The organism is Candidatus Enterococcus moelleringii (assembly GCF_017377575.1).
GTDB classification, from domain to species: Bacteria; Bacillota; Bacilli; order Lactobacillales; family Enterococcaceae; genus Enterococcus_A; species Enterococcus_A moelleringii.
In genome coordinates this window covers 59470-83142 of record NZ_JAFREM010000029.1, presented here as the reverse complement: position 1 = coordinate 83142, position 23673 = coordinate 59470, and the positions used below count along the sequence as shown (strand labels likewise).

Sequence of the window (23673 nt, the reverse complement as noted above, 5' to 3'; positions counted from 1 at the left end):
GTTACCGCGTGGAGCTGCCCAGCTTCACGTTTTTTCCAGTGTAAATGATAAAAACAACATAACAGACCGTTAAGATTCCCACAGCGAATAAATTCTTTTCCACCGAACCATTTCGAACAACCGAAGCCAAAATATCAAACAACGCATGGAAAACGATCCCGATGTAAATGGTTCCTGTTTGATAATAAAGCAGAGCAAAGACAACGCCCACTAACAACGCATTGACTACCTGCAACATGACTAAAGCCGAAGTCATTTCCGGATTCAAGCCGCTGGACATGTGCAGCAGACCAAAGACGACGCTTGAAAATACGACCGTGACTTTCAAGCCCTTATCCCGCAAAAAATAAAAGAAAATTCCGCGAAACAAGGCTTCCTCAACAAAACCTACTAAGAGCATCTGCACCACAATCAAGCAAACGGCGGCTAATGATAATGCAGTATTCACCCCAAAAATGAGCGGCTGCACCAGCACAACCAAAGCAATATATCCATAAAACCCTCGACTAACAGGCTTCGTCACAAAACCAAAGCCCCGCAAGCTGCGATCCTTTCTCCTCATATAATAGAAGAAAAAAATCGCCGCCAATAAAAAGGCCGCAATCTGACAGCCCTGCAACCCCGCTTCCTCCAGCTGAAAAATCATACCAAAAGCCGTAAATAGGCTCACCACCACCGTTAATCCCAGTGCCATACCAATTAATTTCAAATAAATTTTCATTTTTTGTTCCTCCGTCTTCGTTTTTTCAACTATAGCATGGCCTTACTAAGGAAAAACCGCTATAATTCCGGTATACAGGAATTAACAAGGAGAACGAAAAATGTACGGAAAAATAATGAAGCAGATTCGCAAAGCCAAAGGATACACGCAAAAAGAAGTTTACACCGGCGTGCTCTCCAAAACCTTCTATAGCGATTTCGAAGCCGGCAAATACTCAGTAGAAATCACCAAATTCCAGGGGCTGTTGAAAAATTTAGGAATCAGTTACGAAGAATTCATGTATTTCAAGGAGACACCGGATGAGGGGAAACAATTAGAAGAACAGATCGATGCGCTATACAAAAAAGGCAAATTTGAGGAACTGTACAAAATCTATCAGCAATACCAGCAGCATCCCCAAATCGAGCTGCGCTACTCAGCGATGCAGGCTTATCTGTTAGTATTGCTGACTAACCCTAATTTCTATCAATTTTCCCGCGCACCCTTTCAAGAGATTTTAGCAGATTTGGAAAATGCCAAAATGTGGACTTTAAAAGAAATCAAACTCAGTAAGCTGGTACTGCTATCTTTAACAGAAAGCGACAAAAAACGTGCCGATGAGCTGTTCCAACGGATTTTGCGAGAATTAGAAAAATATCACAGCTTTGATACGAAGATTTATTATGAAGAAGTAGGGGATTTGTTTTTCAACCGCCTGCAAAGTCTCTTGATCATCAACGATATTCCTCAGGCAGAAGCAGTGGTTATTCAATATCAGGAACTGGTAAAACCTTCGGACAATTTATTGCTGATGATTCAGCTGCAGTTTATCACTTACTTAGTTGATCTTTATTCGAATTTTCCCGAGGCCCAAGCACAATTACAGCTTTTCTTAGAACAACTGACGGCGATTCCCACTTCGGAGACTCATTTTTACCAGATCATTTTCCAAATTCACCAAGAAAAGGCGCGGAATTATTATCAGCGGTATATAGCAAAATCCAACCCAGACAAGGAATGAGCTTCCTTATTTGGGTTGGATTTTATCAGTTGTTTTTAAATAGGTAAATACGTACTCCTTCAATGTGTCAAAATCCTTCTCGTAATTGACGACATTTAAAGTGAAGTCCAGGCCTTCTTCGGTAGTGAAGTCAGTCTGATAACCGTTTGCCTTCAAAAAGACATCCATTGCCAGCCAAGCGGTGCGTTTGTTGGCATTGAAGAAGGCATGCTTAGTCGCAATATTAATATACAAGATACCAGCTTTTTCATAGACGGTAGGATAGAGCTCTTCACCAAATACTTCCTGCTGCGGCTGGTTCACACACATATGCAGCGCTGGAGCGTCCTTTACACCGATTTGTTCCTTTGGAGAAAAGGTTGTTATCGCCAGCACATTTAGTTTAATGATGGTTTCTTCCGATAAATGGTTCATCTTCATCACCATAATTATTTTTCCACCAGCTCTTGCATCAATACATGGTACTGATTAATAGATTCTTCGATTAACGCATCGATATCGGGCTGCGGAATATCCTTCACGATTTCCACTTTTTCATCCTTAATAATATAACGAATCGAATCGCCTTCCTGCACATCTAGCGCTTGTTTCACTTCCTGCGGGATAGTGGCGATGTTACTATTGCCGGATTTTCGAATTTTGAACGCTTTAGTCATGATGATCCACCTCGTTTATTATAATTCTACAAGTAAGTATATATGTATTATACAATGTATTTCTTCCTTGTGAAGTATATACCGATATGAAACAGATCTATTTTCCAATCGGTCTTTTAAGCTCATTCGCAAGTGAATTCAATACATGTCTTGAGAATTAGAACATTTAACTATTCAATACTGAAGATTATTTAAGAAGCATACTCCGTTATTCGTGTTAAGATTGTGAGTTTGATGTTATAACGATATTACCAATAAAACAAAAAAACTATCAGCAACAAAACCAGAATTAAGCACTGCTACGGGTTTTGTTGCTGATAGTGTGAGAAGTCCCCCAAGGCTAGTTTTTAGAAACATTGCGCAGAAGAGTTCAGCCAGAAGGGATGTGTCAATTGAAGTCATAAAAGTGTTCAATAAATTTAGCTAATCCTTTTCGGTCCTGGGAGGACAAACTGCCAATCGCTTTTACTTTAAGCACGCTTAGATCAATACTTCTTGCTACACCAATATCTATCCATGATTCTCTATTTAATCCTGCAAACTGCCAATCACGAATTTGATAATATTGCTTTTGGATTGTGGTAGATTTGTTGTGAAACTTAGAGGTTATTTTGAACACATGAACAATATCCTCATCTTTTTCTATTACAAGCACGGGCCTCCGTTTACCATTAGCAGAATCTTCTGAATATCCTAGATAGGCAATTAGTACATCGTTTCTATTCATCCTCATCTAACCATTCATTGAGTTCTTCCATGGTAGATACGTGAACAGTAGGAACTAGATCAAGAGCTTTCATTAGGGAGATATCCGCCTTTTCTTCCTCAGTCAATGAAAAGCTAAATGGTATTTCACCTTTAGCAGCAACGCGCTTATACAGAGCGGTAATTAACACTGTAGGATTCAGACCAAGAGAATCTAATACAATATCTACGTCAGATGCTAAGCTTTTGTCAATATTCACTTGAACTTTCTTTTTATCTTTAGTTGTCATGATACCACCTCACACTCCTATTATACTCCCAAGAGGATGGTTATGCAAAGATTTCGCGATAATTATTCTCTTTCTTAAAAAACCATTTGACAAACCTTCCTAAACATCGTATGATAAATATGAAATCGATACCACAGGCGGTGAATAAAACATGGCAACAATCAAAGAGGTAGCGAAGAAGGCGGGACTATCAGTCTCCACGGTTTCTCGTTACTTAAATAAACACCCATATATTTCTGAAGATAAACGGCGACGGATTCAAGCGGCGATGGATGAGCTTCATTATCGTCCCAGCACAGTGGCCACCCAGCTGCGCTCGAAAAAAGGCAAAACCATCGGCATTTTAGTTTCCCGGATTGTGAATCCCTTTTTCTCTCAGCTGGTGGACTCGATTGAACAGTGCGCCAAGGACAAAGGCTACAACGTGTTGATCATGCAGACCTACGACGATCGCAATGCCGAGATTAATATGCTGGAGATGCTGAAGCAGCATGTTATTGCTGGCTTAATCATGTGTTCTATCGAAGGTGAGCCTCACGAAATCGAAGCCTACCAGGAATTTGGCCCAATTATTTTGTGCAACGAAGAAATTCCCGGTTCCAGCTTGCCGCAGGTGTACACCGATCAGCAGGCGGCCAGCTTTGAAGCGGTGGAATATTTGATCAATAAAGGTCACAAGAAAATCGCTTATTGTACAGGCGGAACGCTAACCACCGGTGGACACGGAAATTCCCGGACCGAAGGATTTGAACAGGCCATCAACAAGCACGGTCTGCCGATGAAAATTGACTGGATTTTTAAACAGGTTCACACGATCCAAGACGGGCAGATGGTGGCCCGCAAGATGCTGGCTTTACCGGAGAACATTCGCCCCGATGCAGTGTTTACCAGCAGTGACGAAGTGGCGATTGGTATTATGAAGGAATACATCCAAGCCGGCAAACGGGTGCCCGAGGACTTAGCGATTTTGGGCTTTGACAATCAACCCTTTACCGATGTGCTGGCAGTGCCGTTAACGACGATTGCCCAACCAGTAGAAGTTTTAGGACGAGAATCCACCAATCTGTTACTGGCTAAATTAGAAGAACGCAGCTACACCATCGACCAGTCACACTTACATTTAAGCTTAATAAAACGAGAATCTGCTTAAGGGCAGGTTCTTCTAAAATAGCAAATATGATATCGATACCACAAACTAAACTCACAAAGGAGCACATCCAAAATGAAAACAATGACAAAAGAAAAAACAATTCTCGGCCAGCCAACTGCCGACTGGAAAGAAGAGGTTGTCTACCAGATTTACCCGAAAAGCTTTTCCGACAGCAACAACGACGGCATCGGCGACCTGAAAGGCATCACTGCCAAACTGGACTACTTGAAGGAATTAGGCGTAACCATGCTGTGGATTTGCCCGATTTTCACTTCTCCCATGGTAGATAATGGCTACGACATCGCAGATTACCAGGCAATTCAACCTGAGTTTGGCACGATGGCAGATTTAGAGGAATTAATTGCCGCCGCCAAGGAAAAGGGCATGAAAATCATGTTAGACTTAGTTGTCAACCATTCTTCCGATGAGCATGAATGGTTCCAAAAAGCTCTAGCTGACTCGCAAAGTCCGTATCGTGATTACTACATTTTCAAAAAAGGCCAAGCAGGCAATCCCCCCAACAACTGGCGCTCGATTTTTGGCGGCAGTGTCTGGGAGCCGGTAGCAAATGAAGCCGATATGTATTACTTCCATACCTTTGATAAAAAACAGCCGGATCTGAATTGGGAAAATCCTGCACTGCGCCAGGAAATTTACCAAATGATTAATTGGTGGCTGGACAAAGGGATCGCCGGTTTTCGGATCGACTCGATTACCTTCATTAAAAAAGATCAGGATTACGGCGATGTCCCGCCGGATGGGTCAGACGGCTTAGGCAGCGTCAAAGTGAAAACCCGAAATCGTCCGGGAATTGAAAAATTTTTAGCCGAATTAAATCAAGAAACCTTCCGCCAGCACGATTGTGTCAGCGTTGGCGAAGCACCAGGAGTTCCTTACGAACAGTTTGATCAATACATCGGCCCAGATGGCTACTTCAACATGATTTTTGATTTTCATTATGCCGACATCGATGTGGAAAACGGCAGCGAGTGGTTCCGCCAAACGAAATGGCAGCCGCAGGATTTAAAGGAATTAATGGTTAAAAGTCAGGAAGCCATTCAGGCCAACGGCTGGGGCGCCAACTTTTTAGAAAATCACGATCAGCCCCGTTCGCTATCAAAATATATTACAGACAAAAACTATCAAAATGCGATCGGCGCCAAAGCGCTGGGAACCTTGTTTTTCTTCCTGCGAGGCACGCCTTTCATTTATCAAGGACAGGAAATCGGCATGAAGAATTTCCAACGAACCAGCTTAGCAGATTTCAACGATGTTTCCAGCATCGACAATTACCATCGCTCGATTCAAGAAGGCTACACCAAAGAACAGGCACTGGGCTTTGTCAATCAGCGCTCTCGCGACAACACCCGCACGCCATTCCAGTGGGATGCTTCGGCAACAGCTGGTTTTAGTCAAACGGCAACACCTTGGATGAAGCTGGTAGGGGATCAGCAGGAAGTCAACGCCGCCGATCAAGTGAACCACGAACAATCCGTGTTCCACTACTATCAGCAAATGATTCAATTACGTAATCATTCAGATTACCGCAACACGCTGATTTATGGTCAATTTCAATCGTTAGGGGCTGATCCAGCCATCATCGCTTATGAGCGGATCGGCCAGGAACGGATTCAAGTCATTGTCAATTTAAGCAATCAGCCGCAGCATTTTGATGGCGCTGGTGAGTTATTGTTAAGCAATTATCCCGACACTCCGGCATCCAGCGAGCAATGGCAGCTGCAACCTTACCAAGCTTTGGTTCTAAGAAAGGAAGATCATCATGAGTAAACAACCCAATTATCAGGAAATCGCGCAAAAAATCGTGGCGGTGGTAGGGGAAGACAATATTGTTTCGGCTACCCACTGCGCCACTCGGCTGCGGCTGCAGGTTAACGACCGCAAAGCCATCGATGACAGCCAAGTGGAGCTGATCGATCAGGTCAAAGGCGTCTTTTATAACGCCGGACAGTACCAGATTATTCTGGGAACTGGTGTCGTGAATAAAGTCTATGCTGCTTTGCAGGATAGCTACTCTTTTGAAAACGTTTCGAAGTCCGAAATGGCCAAGGCTGATTCTTCACCCTTGCAGCGGGCCGTCCGCAACATTGCTGATGTATTTGTGCCGATTATTCCAATTTTAGGTGCTACCGGTCTTTTCTTGGGATTAAAGGGTGTGCTGTTGAACGAATCGGTTTTAGGTGTGATGGGTTTATCTCTTGAATCAGTGCCGGAATGGTTGAATGCTTGTATCACGGTTCTAACCGATACGGCCTTCGGATTTCTGACTGCTTTTATTTGCTGGTCTGCCTTCAAAAAAATCGGCGGCCTGCCCATTATCGGTTTTCTGATTGGATTGATGCTGGTGTCGCCAGCCTTACCCAATGCTTATGCGGTGGCCGGCGGAACGGCGGAACCGATTATGGCCTTTGGCGTAATTCCATTAGTCGGGTACCAAGGCTCGATTTTGACAGCTTTAATTACCGGAATGATTGGGGCCGCGCTAGAGAAAAAATTGCGGAAAGTCATGCCTAACTCGATGGATTTGATTTTTACCCCCTTTATCGTAATTTTAGTTTCAGTTTTTATCGCGTTGTTCGTTTTAGGCCCGATTGTCCACGGCTTTGAAGCTCAAGCCGTTAAAGTGATCGAGATGTTCCTGCACTTGCCATTGGGAATCGGCGGCTTGATCATCGGCTTCTTGTATCCGATTGCCGTGATGACCGGGATGCACCACATGTTTATTATGATCGAAACTTCCTTGATCGCCACCACCGGCTTCAACCCGTTGATTACCGTTTGTGCGATGTACGGCTTCGCCAATGCGGCAGTCTGCTTGGCCATTGCTTTGCGGACAAAAAGCTCATCGATTAAGACGGCGGGTATTTCTGCAACGGTTACCCAAATGCTGGGTGTCAGTGAACCGGCGCTGTTCGGGGTCGTGATGCGCACCGGGATGAAGGCCATCGGTGTTATGCTGGCCAGCTCAGCCATCGGCGGCATGGTGCTTTCGTTGTTAGGCATTCAAGCCAACAGCTACGGCTTGGCAGTTCTTTTGTCACCGTTGATGTACATTTACAGTCCTTATCAAGTGATTACTTACGTCACTGTCGGAGCTGCCACCTTCGTATTGGCCTTCGTTTTGACCAATTTATTCGTCATCAAAAAGACCAAAGACGAAGTTGTTCCAGAAGTTAAGCAAGTTGGCCAAGTAACCAGTGTCGGCAAAGTCTATGCGCCGATTGAAGGGGAGATCATCCCGATTACCGAGGTCAACGACCAAGTATTCGCCAGCAAAATGATGGGGGAAGGCTTTGCGGTTCTGCCAACCAACGGAGAAATTACCGCACCGGTTTCCGGCGTCGTAAAAATGATCGCACCAACTAAACACGCCATCGGCATTGTCAGTGAAGACGGTTTGGAACTGCTGCTTCACTTAGGCATTGATACCGTGGAGCTTCACGGCGAACCCTTCAGCTGGTCGGTCAAAGAAGGCGAAAATGTCCAACAAGGACAACCAATCGGCACTATGGATTTAGCAATGTTAGCCGAAAAAGGCAAAGATGCTTCCGTGATGGTGATTATTACCGATTCCCGCGCAACTATCGCCAGTTTACAGTTTGATGAAGATTCCGTTCTGCCTATTTTAGAAAGTTAAAAAACGATCCCCCGTTGCTGAAATTTCGGCAACGGGAATTTTTTTGTGACTAAATAAACTCTATATAATAGAAGAAAATGGTTCATTTTCTCTTTTCCACAACCAACCCAGCCAGAATACTTAGAAAAAATCCTCCTTTTGACCTATGTAAAATTCAAAAATATCCGGCATAATAGAAGCATGGAGAAATATAGTCTAATAAGGAGGCTTTATCATGGCCCTACGCAAAGAAATTTTAGAAGCAATCAAGGACGGCACCATCACGCCGGAAGAAGGCTTGCAATTACTAGAAGAAATCGAAGAAGCTGAAGCACTAAGCAGTGAAGATAAACCAAAACCAGCGAAAACTGCCGTGGAGGAATCAGCTAAAGAGGCAACACCAGCGCCAGAGCTAGAATCCGCGGATGAATTAGAGCAGAAAGCTCAACCGGAATCAGAAACAATACTGGAAGACGAACTGGTGGAGGAATTAGAAAACAAAGCTGAGCCAGAACCGGAAACTGAACCACTGGGAAAATCAGAAGCAACACCAGAAGCAGCACCAAAAACGGCACCCGAAGACGAACCAGCGAAAGTGCCAGAGCCTAAAATTGAACCAGAACCAGAAAAACCTCATGACCCCATCGCCAGCTTAATCGACGAATGGGAAATGAACGATCACAAGCCGCCGGTATCTGAACCTGTCCAACAGCCGAAATCAGCAGACACTCGTTCAGAAAAGCAAAAAGCCAAAGAAAATGATTCCCTAGTCAAGATTCATGCGCTGGATCAACAGATCGATCCTTTGCGAGACCAATTAAAAGAAAGGCAGGAACTCTTCCGAAATCTGAATTTAGAAGTTGAACTAGAAATCATTTCGGATGATAACATGGTTTTGTATCAACAGACCAAAAAGGAAATGGCTGATATCGAAGCGCAAATCAAACTGTTAAACCGCAAGAAAGAAGCGGCAGAAAAAGATTTTTATTCGATTCCTGTTTGGAAAAACGAAATACCTAAATTTAATGAAGAAACCGAAAATCCTTGGGGCTTTGAGGATGATGAAGAGGAAGCACCAGCTTACGAAAGCACCAGCTTCAACAGTCGGGTCAACGACTTGGTCAACCGCACCTTAAAAACCGTTGCCGACACAGTCGACGGCAAATGGAACGAGGTCAAACTTCCAGGCGCAGGTTCGGTAGGGAATACCAAGTTTGAGCATGATTTTACCTTTAGAGATCGTGGAATCACCGACTTGGATATCAAATTGGCCAACGGAACGGTGATTTTTGAAACGTGGTCGAGATCGGATATTTACGTGGAAGCAGAGATCAAGCTGCAGGGAAAAATGTACGGCCAAGATCCCATGGACGCCTTCATGGAACGTAGCCAAATTCAGGTGGACGAGGACAAGCTGCTTTTCCATGTTCATAATAAACGGGTGACTGCCGAGTTAACCTTCTATTTGCCGGAAAAAATGTACGATCATGTAATGATTCGGCTGCTGAATGGGGATTTGATTGTCCAGGAAATCAATGCTAAAGATATTTTCATTAAAGCGACCAACGGGGATTTGATCTTCAAAAACATTAACGCAGCGGTGCTGGAAATTCAAGGTACTAAAAATGAAATCGAAATTTACGAAGGGACGATCCTTGATTCCATCATCGAAACTGCCAACGGCTCAATTGTCTCCAAGGCGGATGTCGCCAATTTCGATGCATCTTTGGTCAATGGTCAAATCAAACTGAGTGTCGGCAACAATGATTTGAGAAAAATTAAAGCCAATTCAGTCAATGGAACAATCAAAATTTCACTGCCAACTACGATTGGTTTAGAAGGAATCGCCAAAACCAGCTTGGGAGAAATCAATTATCGCTTATCCGATTTTCAAACAGTCAGAGAACGAAGAGACGCCAAAGAACGGCTGTTTCATTTCCGCCGCCCAATGGAACCAACCGCGCAAATCGAGGTTTCTTCCAAAACCGGCAGCATTTTCTTGAAAGACTTTGCCCGCTAGTTTAAATTATTACAAGAAAATATCCCGACGACACTGAATTCTGTTGTCATCGGGATATTTTTAGGCTATTTAGTCGCAACTCTTTAGTATATAATAGAAGAAACTTTGCAAGGAGGAACATTTATGCCCAATCCTGATTTTGGCAATCTGATTATTGTCATCGGGAGTTTGTTATTTTTACTATTCCCGATTTTTCTAATACTGTTAAACTATTTCGTAGTCAAACGTGCTGTTGTAAAAGGCATGCAGAAATACCACCGCATGACGGAAACGCAAGAAGACGACGAGTAAATTTACTTTTCCTGCTGCGAATGCTGAGCCGCCTTGTGCTCCAAGCTCAAATATACATGATGGGCAAACAACCCGAAGGCCAGCGGTCCCAGCAGCAGAGTCGAAAAGTTCAGATAATTGCCTAATTTCAACGGTTCGTAAATTTGAAAGGCAATCGCGATAAAGATACAGGCACAGACGCTAAAGGACAAAAGAAAATTCAAGCCGCGGCTCTTAATAATCAAGGATTCTTCAGCAATCACTTTCTTCTTAATGAAAAACGGGAAGCTGGCGGCTACAATAAAATAAGGAATCGCCCGCGACACATTGGTCATAAAGGTCAGCTGATTGAACAGCTCCGCTAAAAGAGAGTTGCTGATGGAAAGCAGCAGGATCGCGACGGACAAGGCAATTGCCTGCAGCCACAACGCTCTTTCCGGCATTTGATTTTTATTTAGCGCCGAGAATTTGTGCCAAAGCTCGCTAGGCGTGCCGTGAATCAAACTTTTCAAAGGACCATAGCTGATAGAACATAGCAATCCCAGATAAGCAATCCCCATTGCCAGGGCGGTATAGCGAATAAAAAATTGTCTTAAAAGAACGCTTTGACCAGCACTCAAAGCAAAGCTGTCAGCCAAGGACTGAGCCAGATTTTCCATCAGGCCGTACATCAAGTTCCCTAAATGCAGCGATTGGATTTGCCGCAGCGATTCAATGTCGTTAGCGGCACTCCACAAAACAATTCCTGTCACATACAATAACAAAATAATAAACGAACTAACAATCACAGCCTTAGGAAATCTTTTCCGGCTGTTTTTTGTTTTGTCGGCAATACTGGCAATCGTATCTAATCCGCCAAACGCGGTAATCGAAAAGATGAAAAACGGGAGCTGTGACAACAGCCGCGTACTGGATTGATGGAAAAAGCTGGTAACGTTCAAGCTGTTGGACAGGTTAGTCATCACTTGTTCCGGACTATTTAAAATCAGCAATACATTCCCCGAAATCGATAATACCAACAATCCCATCATCGTATACCCGCTAATTTTCAGACAGTAAAAAATTGCCTGGAACCCGCGATTATTAATCCAAGTAATTCCAAACACTGCCATAATCGAAAAGACTGCCAGCCACACCTGGGGCGGCAAGTTCAGCCAAGCAATCGTTCCTGTCAAATCTTTGCCGAAAAAGAAAATCGACAAAGGAATCATCACCTTCATAAATAAACTAATCATCCAAATAAAATAACTGCAATACCACAAAAATACCGTGATGAAGGCGGCTTTGGGAGACAAAGAGTCCTTTAACCAATCGTAAATGGATCCCGGCCGATGAGCATACTTCTTCGTGTATTGAGCGACGATCAGCGCGTAAGGTACAAAATAACAAGCCGCGCTAATTAAAAACCAGATCAGTGACTGACTGCCCAGCATAAAAAAGGCGGTAACCATGCTGGAGAAGGAAAACACTGTGGTTGTAATGATTAAAATTAAATTTGGTACTGACGTATCTTTGTTTCCCAACATCTTCAGCCTCCTGCTCTTTTCTTACCATATTATTGACTTTTTTCACTAAATACAAGGCACTTCGTAAAAATAGTTATTTTGCAAAATGATAAATATCGAAAAATGAAAAACGAAAACCTTGCTATATCAATGATCATTGGGGGTGGGGGGCATAAATAGCAATATTTTGCCGAATTTTTGCAGGTTTTATGAAAATTTGGCTGAACTGCCTGATAGCAATAGGTTTTGCCCGATTCTTCCATTACAATTTAATTAATAAAACGCATTCAATAAAGGGAATGAGGTGAGAATCCTCAGCAGCCCCTTTCTACTGTGTACGCGGACGAAATCAATCATTGCCACTTTACGGGAAGGCATGAGAGTAGGACGAAGCGAAGTCAGGATACCTTAGTTGAATGCAAGTAAAAGAATGGATTGGGAAATTCTTTATACTTCAGACAAGCAGTGTCTATGACTGCCTTTTTTGTTGTATAGCAAGCCCTTAATTCATTCGAGTTAGGGGCTTTTTCTTTTTCGCAAGGAAAAAAAGCAAGTTTCCACGAGGATCAAAGTTATATTTAAAGTTTTTTGATGTCTGGCTTCACTGACGAGCTTTGCTAGGATTAGGCGGGCGAGTTGGAAGCCTTTCTTAAATTAGAAATGGGGAAAAGAACATGACGATTCAAAAAAGCAATCATCGCATTATTCAATTATTCATCGTCTTATTCGGCATCAGTTTTTTAACCTTTCTGCTGGTTTATTTATCACCAGGAGATCCGGCGGAAATTATGCTGACGGAATGCGGACACATTCCAACACCGGAATTGCTGGCTCAGGCTAGACATGATCTAGGCTTGGATCGGCCGTTCTTGACGCAGTATGGCAGTTGGCTGAAAGGCGTGGTCACCGGCGATATGGGGATGAGCTATTCCTTTAAAATGCCAGTCTTCCAAAAATTGATCCAGTGCCTGCTGCCGACACTGGCCTTAGCGCTTTTGTCATTGGCGATCATGTTAGTGGTTTCCTTGCCATTGGGCTTTTTATCAGCAGTCTTCCACAACAAATGGATGGACTACGTTGTTCGCGGCTTTTCCTTTATCGGAATTTCCGTACCCAGCTTCTGGATCGGCTTGGTTTTACTGCGAGTGTTCGGGGTGAATCTCGGCTGGGTCTCAGTATCCGGCGGCAGTGCCGATCTGCGGTCGATTATCCTACCGGCGGTGACCTTAGCCTTGGCAATGTCGGCGAAATACACCCGCCAAGTGCGGATCACTGTATTAGAAGAACTAAACAAGGAATACGTAACGGGCGCGCGCATGCGGGGAATTCCTGAAAGGAAAATCCTCATGCAGCATGTCATGCCTAATGTGCTGCTGCCGCTAGTGACCATTTTAGGCTTGTCCTTTGGCAGCCTGCTAGGTGGAACCGCGGTCGTAGAAATTATTTACAACTGGCCAGGCTTGGGAAACATGGCTGTGCGGGCAATTGCCTGTCGTGATTTCCCATTAATCCAAGGCTACGTATTAATGATTTCGCTGTTTTATATGCTGATTAATCTTTTGGTGGACTTTTCTTATCCGTTGATTGATCCGCGGCTGAAGCAAGACAAAAAAATGAAGGTTAAAACGAGTGAGGTGAAGAAAGATGGGAAAGCTTACGTCATTGAAAAAGAATAAGCAGCTGGTAATTTCACTGATTATGCTGGCACTGATCGTTTTGGTCGCCATCTTCGCTGAACAGATCGCGCCTTACGATCCGCTGGATGCCGACATGAATCGTTCCTTAAGTGCTCCTGACAGTTTGAACCGATTTGGTACCGATCGCTTAGGACGGGATATTTTGTCGCGAGTGATTTTTGGCACCAGGTCTTCATTAGGTTCAACAATTATTATGGTAGGAATTATTTTCGTTTTAGGAACCTTTTTAGGGATTGTCGCCGGCTTTTTTGGCGGCTGGGTGGACCAGATTATTATGCGGTTGGCCGATATGATGATTTCTTTCCCCGGTCTGGTTTTGGCGATTGCCATTGCCGGCGTGTTAGGACCGAATTTAACCAATGCTGTGATTGCAATAACCTGTGTCAGTTGGACCAAGTACGCCCGTTTAGCTCGCAGTCTGGTTTTGCGGGTCAATCAGAGTCTGTTTATGGAAGCCGCCCTGGTGACTGGGACTGCCAACAGTCGGCTGATGTCCCATTATATTTTGCCGAATATTTTTCCGCCCATGCTAGTGACAGCCATGACGGATATGGGAACTTTGATGTTGGAAATTGCGGCTTTGTCTTTCTTAGGTTTCGGAGCGCAGGCACCGACACCGGAGTGGGGGCTGATGCTAAATGAAGGCCGGACCTATTTGGCAACTGCGCCATGGCTGATGATTTATCCCGGCCTGGCGATCGTAATAGTAGTAGTAACCTTTAATCTGATCGGTGACAGCGTCGGGGATTTGCTGGATACACATCAATAAAAAATGAGGGGGAAATAAAATGAAGAAATGGCTAGGACGAGGAATAAAACTGGCTTTATTGGTATTAACCGTGGGCAGTTTAACCGGCTGCGGCGGCGATGAGGATACAGCGTCACCAGAAGGAAAAGATTTAACGATTGGGGTAACCAGCTTCGCAGACACCTTAGAGCCCACTGAGCAATATTTCGGCTGGGTCGTCACCCGCTACGGCGTAGGTGAAACCTTAGCCAAGTTCGACGAAGAAGGAAAAATTGTCCCATCCTTAGCGGAAGAATGGACGGTAAGCGACGACAATCTAACCTGGAACTTTAAAATCCGACCTGAGGTAAAATTCTCCAACGGCACCGAGCTGACTCCGGAAATTGTTAAAGCTTCGCTGGAACGTTCTTTTGAACTAAATCCACGCTCGGAAACCTTCTTCAAATTAGATTCCATCACAGTGGACGGCGATACCGTTTCAATTAAAACCGAGGTGCCTTCTGCGGTAGTTCCCGGCAGTCTGGCTGATCCGCTGTTCTTGATCGTGGATACCACTGCGGATACTTCTAAGTTTGCCAGCGATGGCCCGATTTGTACCGGCCCTTACGCGGTGGAAAGCTTCAACCCAACCGTCGACTGTGTACTGGTGAAAAACGAGCATTATTGGGATGGCGAAGTACCGATGGAAAAAGTGACCATGAAATGTATCGATGATCAAGCCACCCGCTCAATGGCCCTGCAAAACGGCGAAATTCAAGTGGCTTACAATTTGAAAACCGAAAATGCCAAGGAATTTGAAGGGAATCCGGAAATTAAAATGCAGGATTTAGATTCCCTGCGTTCGACTTATGCTTTCATGAACCAAAATGGTCCGTTGAAAGATTTGGCTCTGCGCCAAGCGATGATTCGCAGCTTGGATCGGGAAACCTATGCGGAAAAACTGCTGCAAGGCGGCGCAACTCCAGGGAAAGCACCAATTCCGCCAACCTTAGACTTCGGCTTTGACGAATTAGTGGACGAAAATGCCTTTGACCCAGAAAGCGCCAAAGAATTGTTAGCGGAAGCCGGCTATGAGGACAAGGATGGCGACGGCTTTGTGGAGCAGCCAAATGGCGATCCGTTAGATTTGGAATTTGTTATTTATACCAGTCGCGAAGAGCTGAACATCTATGCTCAAGCAGCCCAAGCCAACATGAAGGATGTCGGCATCAAGGTAACCTTGAATACCGTCAGTTATGAAACATCGATGGATTTACGGGATTCCGGCAGCTTTGACATGCTGATTTGGAACGTATTGGTGGCGAACACCGGTGACCCGGAAAACTACCTGCGAGACAATTGGCACAGCGAGTCACCAACCAATGTTAATGATTACAACAATCCGAAGGTGGACGAGTTGATCGATCAATTAACCACCACCTTTGATGAAAATGAACGTCGCGATTTAGACATTGAAATTCAACAAATGATTATGGACGATGCAGCCACCATGTTCTTTGGCTACGAAACTACGTATCTATTCCATACTGACCAAGTGAAGGGCATTCAGCTGTATCCGGTGGACTACTATTGGTTGACTAAGGACGTCACATTTGAATAGAGAGTGAGAAATTATGCTGAAAATCGAAAATTTATCGGTGTGCTATGAAGGCAATCAGAACCCTAGCGTCCAAGACTTTAATTTAACCATGAAAAAAGGTGAAATCGTCGGGATTGTCGGGGAAAGCGGCAGTGGCAAATCCACTGTGCTGAAAACCGTACTGGGTGCTCTGCCTAAAACCGCAAAAATAACCGGTGCCATCGATCTGCAAGGGGAGTCCTTACTGGCTCAAAGTCCGGCTCAATGGCAAAAAATGCGGGGCACCAAGCTGTCGCTGATTTTTCAAGACAGCAGCTCCGCCTTAAATCCCATCCGTAAAATCGGACCGCAATTTGAAGAATACATTCAGCAGCATTTGTCTCTCGACAGCAAATCAGCCCGTCAAAAAGCCGAAGAAATGCTGATTAAGATGAGACTGCCTGATGCCAAAAGTATCATGGACAGCTACCCCCACCAGTTGAGTGGTGGGATGTGCCAGCGGGTAGGTATTGCCATGGCGATGACCTTCAACCCCGAATTATTGCTAGCCGACGAACCCACAAGTGCGCTGGACGTGGTGACCCAGCAGCAAATTGTCGAAGAACTTTTGCTGCTGCGGAAGAGTTATCACACCTCGATTCTGCTAGTGACTCACAACTTGGCGATGGCAGCCTACATGTCCGATCAGCTGGTAGTGATGGAAAAAGGCGTGGTGGTGGATTGCGGCACTGTGCTGGAAGTTATCGAATCACCCACCAGCGACTACACCAAACGACTGTTAGCCGCAGTCCCAGAATTAGGAGGTGCGTTGCATGTCTGAGATTATTTTAGAGGTTCAGCATTTAACCAAAGAATTTACTTTGCCTAATAAAGAAATTCTGACCGCCTGCGATGACATTTCCTTTACGATGGAAAAAGGCGAAACCATCGGAATTGTCGGCGAAAGCGGCTCCGGAAAATCCACGCTGGTGAAAATGCTGATGCTGATGGAACCACCCACTCAAGGTGAAATCATTTACCGCGGCGAAAACATCTTAAGCTACAATAAAAAAGCAATCTGGCAGCTGCGGCCCCAGATTCAGATGGTGTTTCAAGCCCCGATGGCTTCGATCAACCCGAAAATGAAGGTGATCGATGTGGTGACAGAACCCTTGTTTAATTACAAAAAATTGAAACCCAAAGAGAAACGGGCTAAAGCGATTGAGCTGCTGGCGATGGTGGAAATGACTGAAGAATATTTGGATCGTTACCCTCATAATTTAAGCGGTGGTCAGTGCCAGCGGGTTAGTATTGCCCGGGCCTTGGCCTTGGAACCTGAGCTGTTGATTTGCGACGAAGCTACTTCAGCCTTAGACGTATCGGTGCAAAAAAGTATTGTGGATTTACTGGTGAAGCTGCAAAAGCAGACCAACATGAGCATGCTGTTTATCAGCCACGATTTGGCCTTGGTCCAGTCCTTTGCCCATAAGATTTTAGTGATGCAAAAAGGCGTGGTGGTGGATCGGCTCAGCAGCAGCGAGACCTTCAGCGCATCCCAAGTTGCCTATACGCAGGACCTGTTGAACTCAGTGTATTCACTAGCGAAGGTCAGACAGCAACTGAAACCAACAATGACGTAAAACAGGAGGCCGATGTGAAAGAAAAATTAACGAAGCAAATAGCCGGAACCGTTGAACGCCTTTTCTACCAGGTAGCAGGCACCGATCTTGAGCTGCCGGTGGTTTCCATCAAAGGGCAACAGCCGGGCGCAACATTACTAATAACCGCTGGTGTTCATGGCGGAGAATATCCCGGCATTGAAGCGGCGAAACGTTTGAGCCAAGAAATCAATCCTAGTGAACTGATGGGCAATTTAATCATCTTACCTTGTGTCAGCCAGCGAGCCTTCTATCAACGGATCGCCTTTGTGAATCCTGCCGATGGCAAGAATTTGAATCGCTCTTTTCCGGGGAAAGCTGATGGTACAGAAACCGAAAAAATCGCTTATACCTTAGAAACAGCGTTTTTCTCGCTAGCAGATTTCTATTTGGATTTCCACAGCGGCGATTTACCAGAGCCGCTGGAGCAGTTTGTTTTTATACCTGGCGTTGGTTCACCGGAAACGGTCCAGCAAGAATATGAAGCGGTACAGTATTTAGATCTGCCCTTTGGCATCCCTTCTCAAAGTCGGGTAGGTGCCAGCGGATGTGCCTGCCAGATGGGTGTTCCAGCCTTATTGATTGAACGTGGCGGCTTTGGCGAACGATTGCCGGCAGCGATTGATGGTTTTGTGGATGATGTCCAGCAGCATTTGCGATTTTTGCAGATTTTAGACGAGCCGTTGAGCGGTGCTAAGCCATTGCCGCTGAAGGAAAACATCCATTACCTGGACAGTCCGCAAACTGGGCTGTGGTATCCAGCTTTTGAGCTGGGAGATCAGGTGGAAGCCGGTCAATCCCTAGGGGTAATCGAGGATATCTTCGGCAATGTATTATGGGAAGGTTTTGCTAAGCAAAAAGGCGAAATTTTGTATCAGGTGGCTAGTTTGCCAATTTCGGCGGGGGAACATTTAATCGCCTACGGATATTAGAAAAAGTAAATAGCAATTTTTTGTCCTCTTCTATTTCAAACTATCAGAATGTAGCTGACTTGACGCCAGAACTTCGGACGGTCAACAGGATTCGATATAATAAAGACAATCAAATAAATAATAATGGTTCAAGGGAATGAGGTGAGAATCCTCAACAGCCCCTTTCTACTGTAAGCGCTGACGAAATCAAAACTGCCACTTTACGGGAAGGCATGAGAGTAGGATGAAGCAAAGTCAGGATACCTTGATCGATTGTTAAAGAATAATTGGATTGGGAAGATTATTTGCTGATTGTTTGCACCATTAAACAGACAAAACACGGCGAGTCCTTCTTTTTCAGGCTCGGCGTGTTTATTTTTTTAAGGAGGGGACAAAATGAATAACGCAACAAAAAGATTAACCACCTTGGCAATCCTGCTGGCTCTGTGTGTCATTGGGGCCAACATCAAGATTTTAGGTTCGATTGCCTTGGACTCATTTCCAGCATTTATTGGCGCCATTGTTTTAGGACCAGCGGCGGGGGCCTTTTTAGGCTTTTTCGGCCACATGATTTCAGCGCTATTATCCGGCTTTCCCAGCTCACTACCGATTCACTTGATTATCGCGGCCATAATGGCTTTATGCATGTTCGCCTACAGCTGGACTCGCAGAAAACTGGCCAAGAATAAACTGGCAGCTTCTGTGGTTTCGATGGTGGTAGCTTACATCATCAATGTGCCATTGGACATCGTGTTACTGTATCCTTTAATGGGACCGGGGATTTTCGTTTTGTTCGTGCCTTTAACTTTGGCAACTGTGGTGAATTTAGGATTATCTGAAATTGTTATTCTGGGCATTCCAAGTAAATACAAGGAATTTGTCTCAGCCAAATAAACGAAAAACGGGGGAGTTAAGATGGCTAAGCACGGAGGCAACATTCAAGAAATCGCTGAAATCCATCAACTGGACCCGCAAAAGCTGATCGATTTCAGTGCCAATATTAATCCGCTGGGGATTCCCGCGGGGGTAAAAAAAGTACTGCAGGCAGGAATTGAGCAGCTGGTTCACTATCCCGATCTGCGCTATCGCGACTTAAAAGCGGCGATCGCAGAATTTCATGGCATCCGACCTGAACAAGTTTATGCCTCCAACGGGGCGGCCGAAGCAATTTTTATGTTGGGGAAAACATTACCGGTGAACCGCTTGCTGCTTTTGGCGCCTACGTTCGTGGAATATGAAGAAGCCTTTAGTCAGCAGGCCACTGAATTTTGTTATTTCAATTTGGAAAAGTACGATTTTCAGTGGAACGTAGCGGACTTGATTCAAAGCGCCAAACGACAAAAGGTAACTGGAATTTGCTTATGCAATCCCAACAACCCCACTGGTCAGTTGTTAAGGCAGGATGAACTGTTGCAACTGCTAGCATTTTGCCAAGACAATGAAATCAAGCTGATTGTGGATGAAGCCTTTGTGGACTTTTCCGAAGAAGACCAGTCCTTAGTGGGAGCGTTAAACGATTATTCGCAGCTGTTTATTTTCCGCTCGCTGACTAAAATGTTCGCGATTCCTGGCTTACGTTTGGGTTATTTATTAACCAGCAATCAAGAAATATTGGCCGAAATGGAGCAGCAAACGGTGCCTTGGCATATTAACACCTTTGCCGACTTGGCTGGCCAACAAGCCTTAAAAGAACAAGAATTTATTAAAGAAAGTCAGCAATATATTAAACAAGAGCGGGCTTTTTTAGTTGAACACTTAGCTAAATTTGCCCCAGCGATTAAATGTTATCCCAGTGAAACCAACTACCTGTTTTTCCGGTATACTAAAGAGGACTGTCTGCAGGAACGTCTGCTGACAAAAAACATTTTGATCCGCAATTGCGACAGCTTCAAAGGCTTGAGCCAACGCTATTACCGGATCGCCGTCAAGTCCCGCCCGGAAAACGAGGCGCTGCTGGCGGCGTTGGAGGAGATTTTATGAAACAGGTAACGGCCATTTGCCCTGGTTCCTGCGGTGAGCTTTTGCAGGGCTGGGTGGGGGATTCGCAAAAATTAGTCAGTTACGGTATCGACAGCTTTTCCCGCGTGACTGTGGGTTCCGGGAATCACCCGAATTCACTGCCAACAAAAGTCCAGATCACAGCCAGCAGAACTTTACAACACCTAGGTATTTCGGAGCTGGAGTTAGCAAAGTTGTGCATCACGGTGGATTCGGATTTGCCGGTCGCTAAAGGGATGTCCAGCAGCACTGCTGATATCGCGGCTACTTGCCAGGCGGTGGCGGCTTATTTTGGAAAGCCCTTCTCGCGGGAAGAAATTTTGAACATTTGTCTCGGCATCGAGCGTACCGACAGTATTTTGTTTCCTTCTTTGACCCTGTTCGAGCAGCAAAAAGGCACCACCAGAGCGATCAGCGGCTGGTGCCCAGAATTTTATGTGATTGTTTTGGAACCGGAGCAGGAGATTTTAACCGAAGCCTGTCATTCGCCGAAAGTTGAACAACTGGTTTATCAACAACGGCAACGTTTTGATCAAGTGTACCGCCAATATTTGGAAGCTGTGGCTGAGCGAAACCTGCGGAAGCTGGGGGCGGCGGCCCTGCAAAGTGCCCGCTTAAATCAGGAAATTTTACCAAAGCCTTATTTTGATGAGCTGGTATCTCTAAGCCAACGTTACGATCTGCTGGGAGTGAATGTGGCTCACAGTGGCACTGTCATGGGCTTGATGGTGGAAGATGAGCAGCAAATTCCGGCGTTGTTGACGGCGCTTCAGCAGTCTTCCATTAGCCGTTGGTACACCCAGATGAAGGTACATAAAAGCTACTATCAAGGAGTGCAACTGCATGAAAAAATTAATGATCGCGGCCGCCTCCAGCGGCTCCGGTAAAACCACGGTAACTTTAGGATTGCTTAAGTTGTTGCAGGATCAAGGCTACCGAGTTCAACCTTATAAAGTAGGACCAGATTATGTAGATACCGAATATCACACCCGGATTACCGGCACAGCTTCCCGGAATTTGGATATGTTTTTAATCAATGACCAAGAGCGCTTGCGTTACTTATTCGAAAAAGAAGCTGGCAAAGCTGATCTTTGCGTGATCGAAGGAGTGATGGGTCTGTTCGACGGTCTAGGCAGTGACAAGGATTGCTGTTCCAGCTCCGGGGTAGCGAAGTTGCTGGATTGTCCAGTGATTTTGGTGGTGAACGGCCAGTCGGCGTCGACTTCGATGGCGGCGTTAGTGAAAGGGTTTGCCGAGTTTGATCCTGACCTCAAGATTAGCGGCGTGATTGTAAACAAAGTGGCTTCAGAAAACCATTATCAGCTGATCAAAGCGGCGATTGAACGTTATACGGATGTGCCGGTTTTTGGCTATTTAAAAAGAAACCAAGGCGTGGAGCTGCCTTCTCGTCAGCTGGGCTTGATTCCCGACCGTGAGATTAGCGACGTCCTATCTAAAATTGATCAAGTGGCTGAAGCTTTAAAGGAAACCGTTGATCTAACTGCTTTGCTGGCAAGTCTGCCGGAGGAAACGATCAACTTCGTCCCTGAAAGCTACCCGCAATATCCGGATTTGACTTTGGCTTACGCGCTAGATGAGGCTTTTCACTTTTATTATCAAGATAACTTGGAATTATTGGCAGCCTATGGCGTTAAGCTAGTAACCTTTAGTCCCATGAAGGATGCTGAGTTGCCGCCAGCGGATTTGTATTATTTTGGCGGCGGCTATCCGGAAGAGTTTGCGGCACAACTGGCTGAGAATAGCGCCATGCGCAAAGCTGTGAAGGATAAGCATGACCAAGGTGACTTCATTTTAGCCGAGTGCGGTGGGCTAATGTATTTAGGAACTGCGTTGGGTTACCAAAATCAGAGCTTCCCAATGGTGGGAATTTTTGAAGGCGTCAGTGAGATGACCGATCGGCTGCGGCGGTTTGGTTATTGCTACGGGGAAATGACGGAGGACACCTTGATTGGTAAAAAAGGGACAGTGGCTTCCGGACATGAATTTCATCATTCCCAGTTTGAAAGCTCGGAGCCAACCGTGATGGCAATGAACAAACAGCGGGATGGCGAAATCGTCAAAACTTGGCAAGGCGGCTATCAAAAGAAAAATACCTTTGCCAGCTATCTGCATTTGCATTTTTACCAACGTAAAGATTTCTTAACGGACCTGCTGGAAAAAGTGAGGGCTGGCCTATGATTGTAACGGCCTTTCTATTGGATCTGCTGTTGGGGGACCCGTATCACTGGCCCCATCCCATCAAGCTGATTGGCAATTTTATCGCCTGGTTTCAGGCCAGCTTCACCCAGGATAAGAGTGAAAAGGAAAAATATCGCTTAGGCGTAGTGCTATGGCTAGTTACAGTGATGGGAACTGGTTTAGTAACTTATCTTTTATTGCGGCTAACCTTTTGGCTTCATCCTTGGATCGGAACAGTTTGTTCTATCTACTTGGCTTATACAACTTTAGCCACTAAGAGCTTGGCTCAAGAAGGCCGAAAAGTGTATCAAAAACTGAAATTTGACAGTGTGACCAATGCCCGCAAACAGGTGGCAATGATTGTCGGTCGCGACACTGCGGAATTAAGCGAAGAAGAAATCACTAAGGCTACAGTGGAAACGATCGCCGAAAACACTAGTGACGGTGTAGTTGCACCTTTGATGTGTCTGTTTCTAGGTGGTCCAGTGTTGGCGATGATGTATAAAGCGGTGAACACATTGGATTCTATGGTGGGATACGTAACCCCTAAATACAAAGAAATCGGCTGGTTTTCCGCAAAAATGGATGACGTTTGGAATTTTATTCCCGCTCGCCTGACCTGGTTGTTTCTGTTGATTGCTGCAAAAATTCTTGGTTTGAACAGTGAAAATGCCCTGCAGGTTGGGCGCACTGATTGCCGCAACCACAAGAGTCCCAACAGCGGCTACCCAGAAGCAATCGTTGCCGGAGCACTAGGCATTCAGCTGGGAGGCACCCATCAGTACCACGGAATCGAGATTTACAAGCCGACCATCGGCAACGCGCTTCGTCCGGCACAACAGGAAGATATTATCTTAACCAATCGTTTATTATACGCTGCGGCCATTGTCAGTCTGGTGACCTTCAGCATCGTTTCGTTGCTCGTCCGCTATTACTTATTGTGAAAAGAGGTA

At 45.1% G+C, this 23673-nt stretch carries 23 protein-coding genes and 2 riboswitches; of the genes, 17 read left to right on the top strand and 6 right to left on the bottom strand.

The features are described 5' to 3' along the window. Window position 1: 1 nt before the first annotated feature. Window positions 2-721: a CPBP family intramembrane glutamic endopeptidase gene (locus JZO70_RS17795; RefSeq protein ID WP_207675022.1), complete on the bottom strand. Its 720-nt coding sequence runs from the start codon at window positions 719-721 to the stop codon at window positions 2-4. A gap of 100 nt (window positions 722-821) precedes the next feature. On the opposite strand from JZO70_RS17795, the gene JZO70_RS17790 reads away from it, so the two are divergent. Further along, window positions 822-1721 carry a helix-turn-helix domain-containing protein gene (locus tag JZO70_RS17790; protein WP_207675021.1) on the top strand — a complete coding sequence of 300 codons (900 nt, stop codon included), beginning with the start codon at window positions 822-824 and terminating at the stop codon, window positions 1719-1721. A gap of 6 nt (window positions 1722-1727) precedes the next feature. Here JZO70_RS17790 and JZO70_RS17785 read toward each other — a convergent pair whose 3' ends face one another. The 4 genes from JZO70_RS17785 to JZO70_RS17770 all read right to left on the bottom strand — a co-directional run bounded on the left by JZO70_RS17785 (window position 1728) and on the right by JZO70_RS17770 (window position 3372). After that, the gene (locus JZO70_RS17785; RefSeq protein WP_242704006.1) at window positions 1728-2147 is read right to left on the bottom strand and encodes a type II toxin-antitoxin system death-on-curing family toxin; all 420 of its coding nucleotides are present in this window, start codon (window positions 2145-2147) and stop codon (window positions 1728-1730) included. Window positions 2148-2149: 2 nt separating this feature from the next. After that, window positions 2150-2377, bottom strand: coding sequence for an AbrB/MazE/SpoVT family DNA-binding domain-containing protein (locus JZO70_RS17780; RefSeq protein WP_207675020.1), 228 nt, complete (start codon window positions 2375-2377; stop codon window positions 2150-2152). A gap of 388 nt (window positions 2378-2765) precedes the next feature. Further along, on the bottom strand, window positions 2766-3104 hold the full coding sequence (locus JZO70_RS17775; protein WP_207675019.1) for a type II toxin-antitoxin system PemK/MazF family toxin: 339 nt from the start codon (window positions 3102-3104) through the stop codon (window positions 2766-2768). Beyond that, window positions 3097-3372, bottom strand: a complete 276-nt coding sequence (locus JZO70_RS17770; RefSeq protein ID WP_207675018.1) for a type II toxin-antitoxin system RelB/DinJ family antitoxin — start codon at window positions 3370-3372, stop codon at window positions 3097-3099. The genes JZO70_RS17775 and JZO70_RS17770 overlap by 8 nt, the downstream gene beginning before the upstream one ends. 151 nt (window positions 3373-3523) lie before the next feature. Between JZO70_RS17770 and JZO70_RS17765 the strand changes: the two genes are divergently transcribed. The 5 genes from JZO70_RS17765 (at window position 3524) to JZO70_RS17745 (ending at window position 10467) form a co-directional block, all read left to right on the top strand. Beyond that, the gene (locus tag JZO70_RS17765) at window positions 3524-4522 is read left to right on the top strand and encodes a LacI family DNA-binding transcriptional regulator (protein ID WP_207675017.1); all 999 of its coding nucleotides are present in this window, start codon (window positions 3524-3526) and stop codon (window positions 4520-4522) included. A gap of 72 nt (window positions 4523-4594) precedes the next feature. Next, complete coding sequence (locus tag JZO70_RS17760; protein ID WP_207675016.1) at window positions 4595-6310, top strand: glycoside hydrolase family 13 protein; 1716 nt, start codon at window positions 4595-4597, stop codon at window positions 6308-6310. Continuing rightward, a complete protein-coding gene (locus tag JZO70_RS17755) occupies window positions 6303-8177 on the top strand; it encodes a PTS sucrose transporter subunit IIABC (RefSeq protein ID WP_207675015.1) in 1875 nt (624 codons plus the stop codon). Before JZO70_RS17760 ends, JZO70_RS17755 begins: the two co-directional genes overlap by 8 nt. Window positions 8178-8391: 214 nt before the next feature. Next, the gene (liaX, locus tag JZO70_RS17750; protein WP_207675014.1) at window positions 8392-10176 is read left to right on the top strand and encodes a daptomycin-sensing surface protein LiaX; all 1785 of its coding nucleotides are present in this window, start codon (window positions 8392-8394) and stop codon (window positions 10174-10176) included. A 123-nt stretch (window positions 10177-10299) separates the two neighbouring features. Further along, window positions 10300-10467, top strand: coding sequence for a hypothetical protein (locus JZO70_RS17745; RefSeq protein ID WP_207675013.1), 168 nt, complete (start codon window positions 10300-10302; stop codon window positions 10465-10467). A 2-nt stretch (window positions 10468-10469) separates the two neighbouring features. On the opposite strand, the gene JZO70_RS17740 is transcribed toward JZO70_RS17745, so the two are convergent. After that, entirely contained in the window at window positions 10470-11972 is a 1503-nt protein-coding gene (locus JZO70_RS17740; RefSeq protein ID WP_207675012.1) for an amino acid permease, read from the bottom strand. 234 nt (window positions 11973-12206) lie between these two features. Continuing rightward, a riboswitch (cobalamin riboswitch) is annotated at window positions 12207-12380 on the top strand. Between the two features lie 245 nt (window positions 12381-12625). On the opposite strand from JZO70_RS17740, the gene nikB reads away from it, so the two are divergent. The 11 genes from nikB (at window position 12626) to cbiB (ending at window position 23664) form a co-directional block, all read left to right on the top strand. Beyond that, window positions 12626-13627: a nickel ABC transporter permease gene (gene nikB, locus JZO70_RS17735; RefSeq protein WP_207675011.1), complete on the top strand. Its 1002-nt coding sequence runs from the start codon at window positions 12626-12628 to the stop codon at window positions 13625-13627. Beyond that, a complete protein-coding gene (nikC, locus tag JZO70_RS17730) occupies window positions 13596-14417 on the top strand; it encodes a nickel transporter permease (RefSeq protein ID WP_207675010.1) in 822 nt (273 codons plus the stop codon). Before nikB ends, nikC begins: the two co-directional genes overlap by 32 nt. A 19-nt stretch (window positions 14418-14436) precedes the next feature. Beyond that, window positions 14437-15996: an ABC transporter substrate-binding protein gene (locus JZO70_RS17725; protein ID WP_207675009.1), complete on the top strand. Its 1560-nt coding sequence runs from the start codon at window positions 14437-14439 to the stop codon at window positions 15994-15996. Between the two features lie 13 nt (window positions 15997-16009). Then, window positions 16010-16795: an ABC transporter ATP-binding protein gene (locus JZO70_RS17720; protein WP_207675008.1), complete on the top strand. Its 786-nt coding sequence runs from the start codon at window positions 16010-16012 to the stop codon at window positions 16793-16795. Next, a complete protein-coding gene (locus JZO70_RS17715) occupies window positions 16788-17594 on the top strand; it encodes an ABC transporter ATP-binding protein (RefSeq protein WP_207675007.1) in 807 nt (268 codons plus the stop codon). The genes JZO70_RS17720 and JZO70_RS17715 overlap by 8 nt, the downstream gene beginning before the upstream one ends. A gap of 14 nt (window positions 17595-17608) precedes the next feature. Continuing rightward, window positions 17609-18544 carry a M14 family metallopeptidase gene (locus JZO70_RS17710; RefSeq protein ID WP_207675006.1) on the top strand — a complete coding sequence of 312 codons (936 nt, stop codon included), beginning with the start codon at window positions 17609-17611 and terminating at the stop codon, window positions 18542-18544. Window positions 18545-18639: 95 nt separating this feature from the next. After that, a riboswitch (cobalamin riboswitch) is annotated at window positions 18640-18805 on the top strand. Window positions 18806-18919: 114 nt separating this feature from the next. After that, entirely contained in the window at window positions 18920-19417 is a 498-nt protein-coding gene (locus tag JZO70_RS17705) for an ECF transporter S component (RefSeq protein ID WP_207675005.1), read from the top strand. A 21-nt stretch (window positions 19418-19438) separates the two neighbouring features. After that, window positions 19439-20503: a threonine-phosphate decarboxylase CobD gene (cobD, locus tag JZO70_RS17700; RefSeq protein ID WP_207675004.1), complete on the top strand. Its 1065-nt coding sequence runs from the start codon at window positions 19439-19441 to the stop codon at window positions 20501-20503. Further along, window positions 20500-21408 carry a GHMP family kinase ATP-binding protein gene (locus JZO70_RS17695; RefSeq protein ID WP_207675003.1) on the top strand — a complete coding sequence of 303 codons (909 nt, stop codon included), beginning with the start codon at window positions 20500-20502 and terminating at the stop codon, window positions 21406-21408. The genes cobD and JZO70_RS17695 overlap by 4 nt, the downstream gene beginning before the upstream one ends. Continuing rightward, window positions 21365-22720 (top strand): cobyrinic acid a,c-diamide synthase CobB, encoded by a 1356-nt coding sequence (locus JZO70_RS17690; RefSeq protein WP_207675002.1) that lies wholly within the window; start codon window positions 21365-21367, stop codon window positions 22718-22720. The genes JZO70_RS17695 and JZO70_RS17690 overlap by 44 nt, the downstream gene beginning before the upstream one ends. Continuing rightward, window positions 22717-23664, top strand: a complete 948-nt coding sequence (gene cbiB, locus JZO70_RS17685) for an adenosylcobinamide-phosphate synthase CbiB (protein ID WP_207675001.1) — start codon at window positions 22717-22719, stop codon at window positions 23662-23664. The genes JZO70_RS17690 and cbiB overlap by 4 nt, the downstream gene beginning before the upstream one ends. Window positions 23665-23673: the final 9 nt, after the last annotated feature.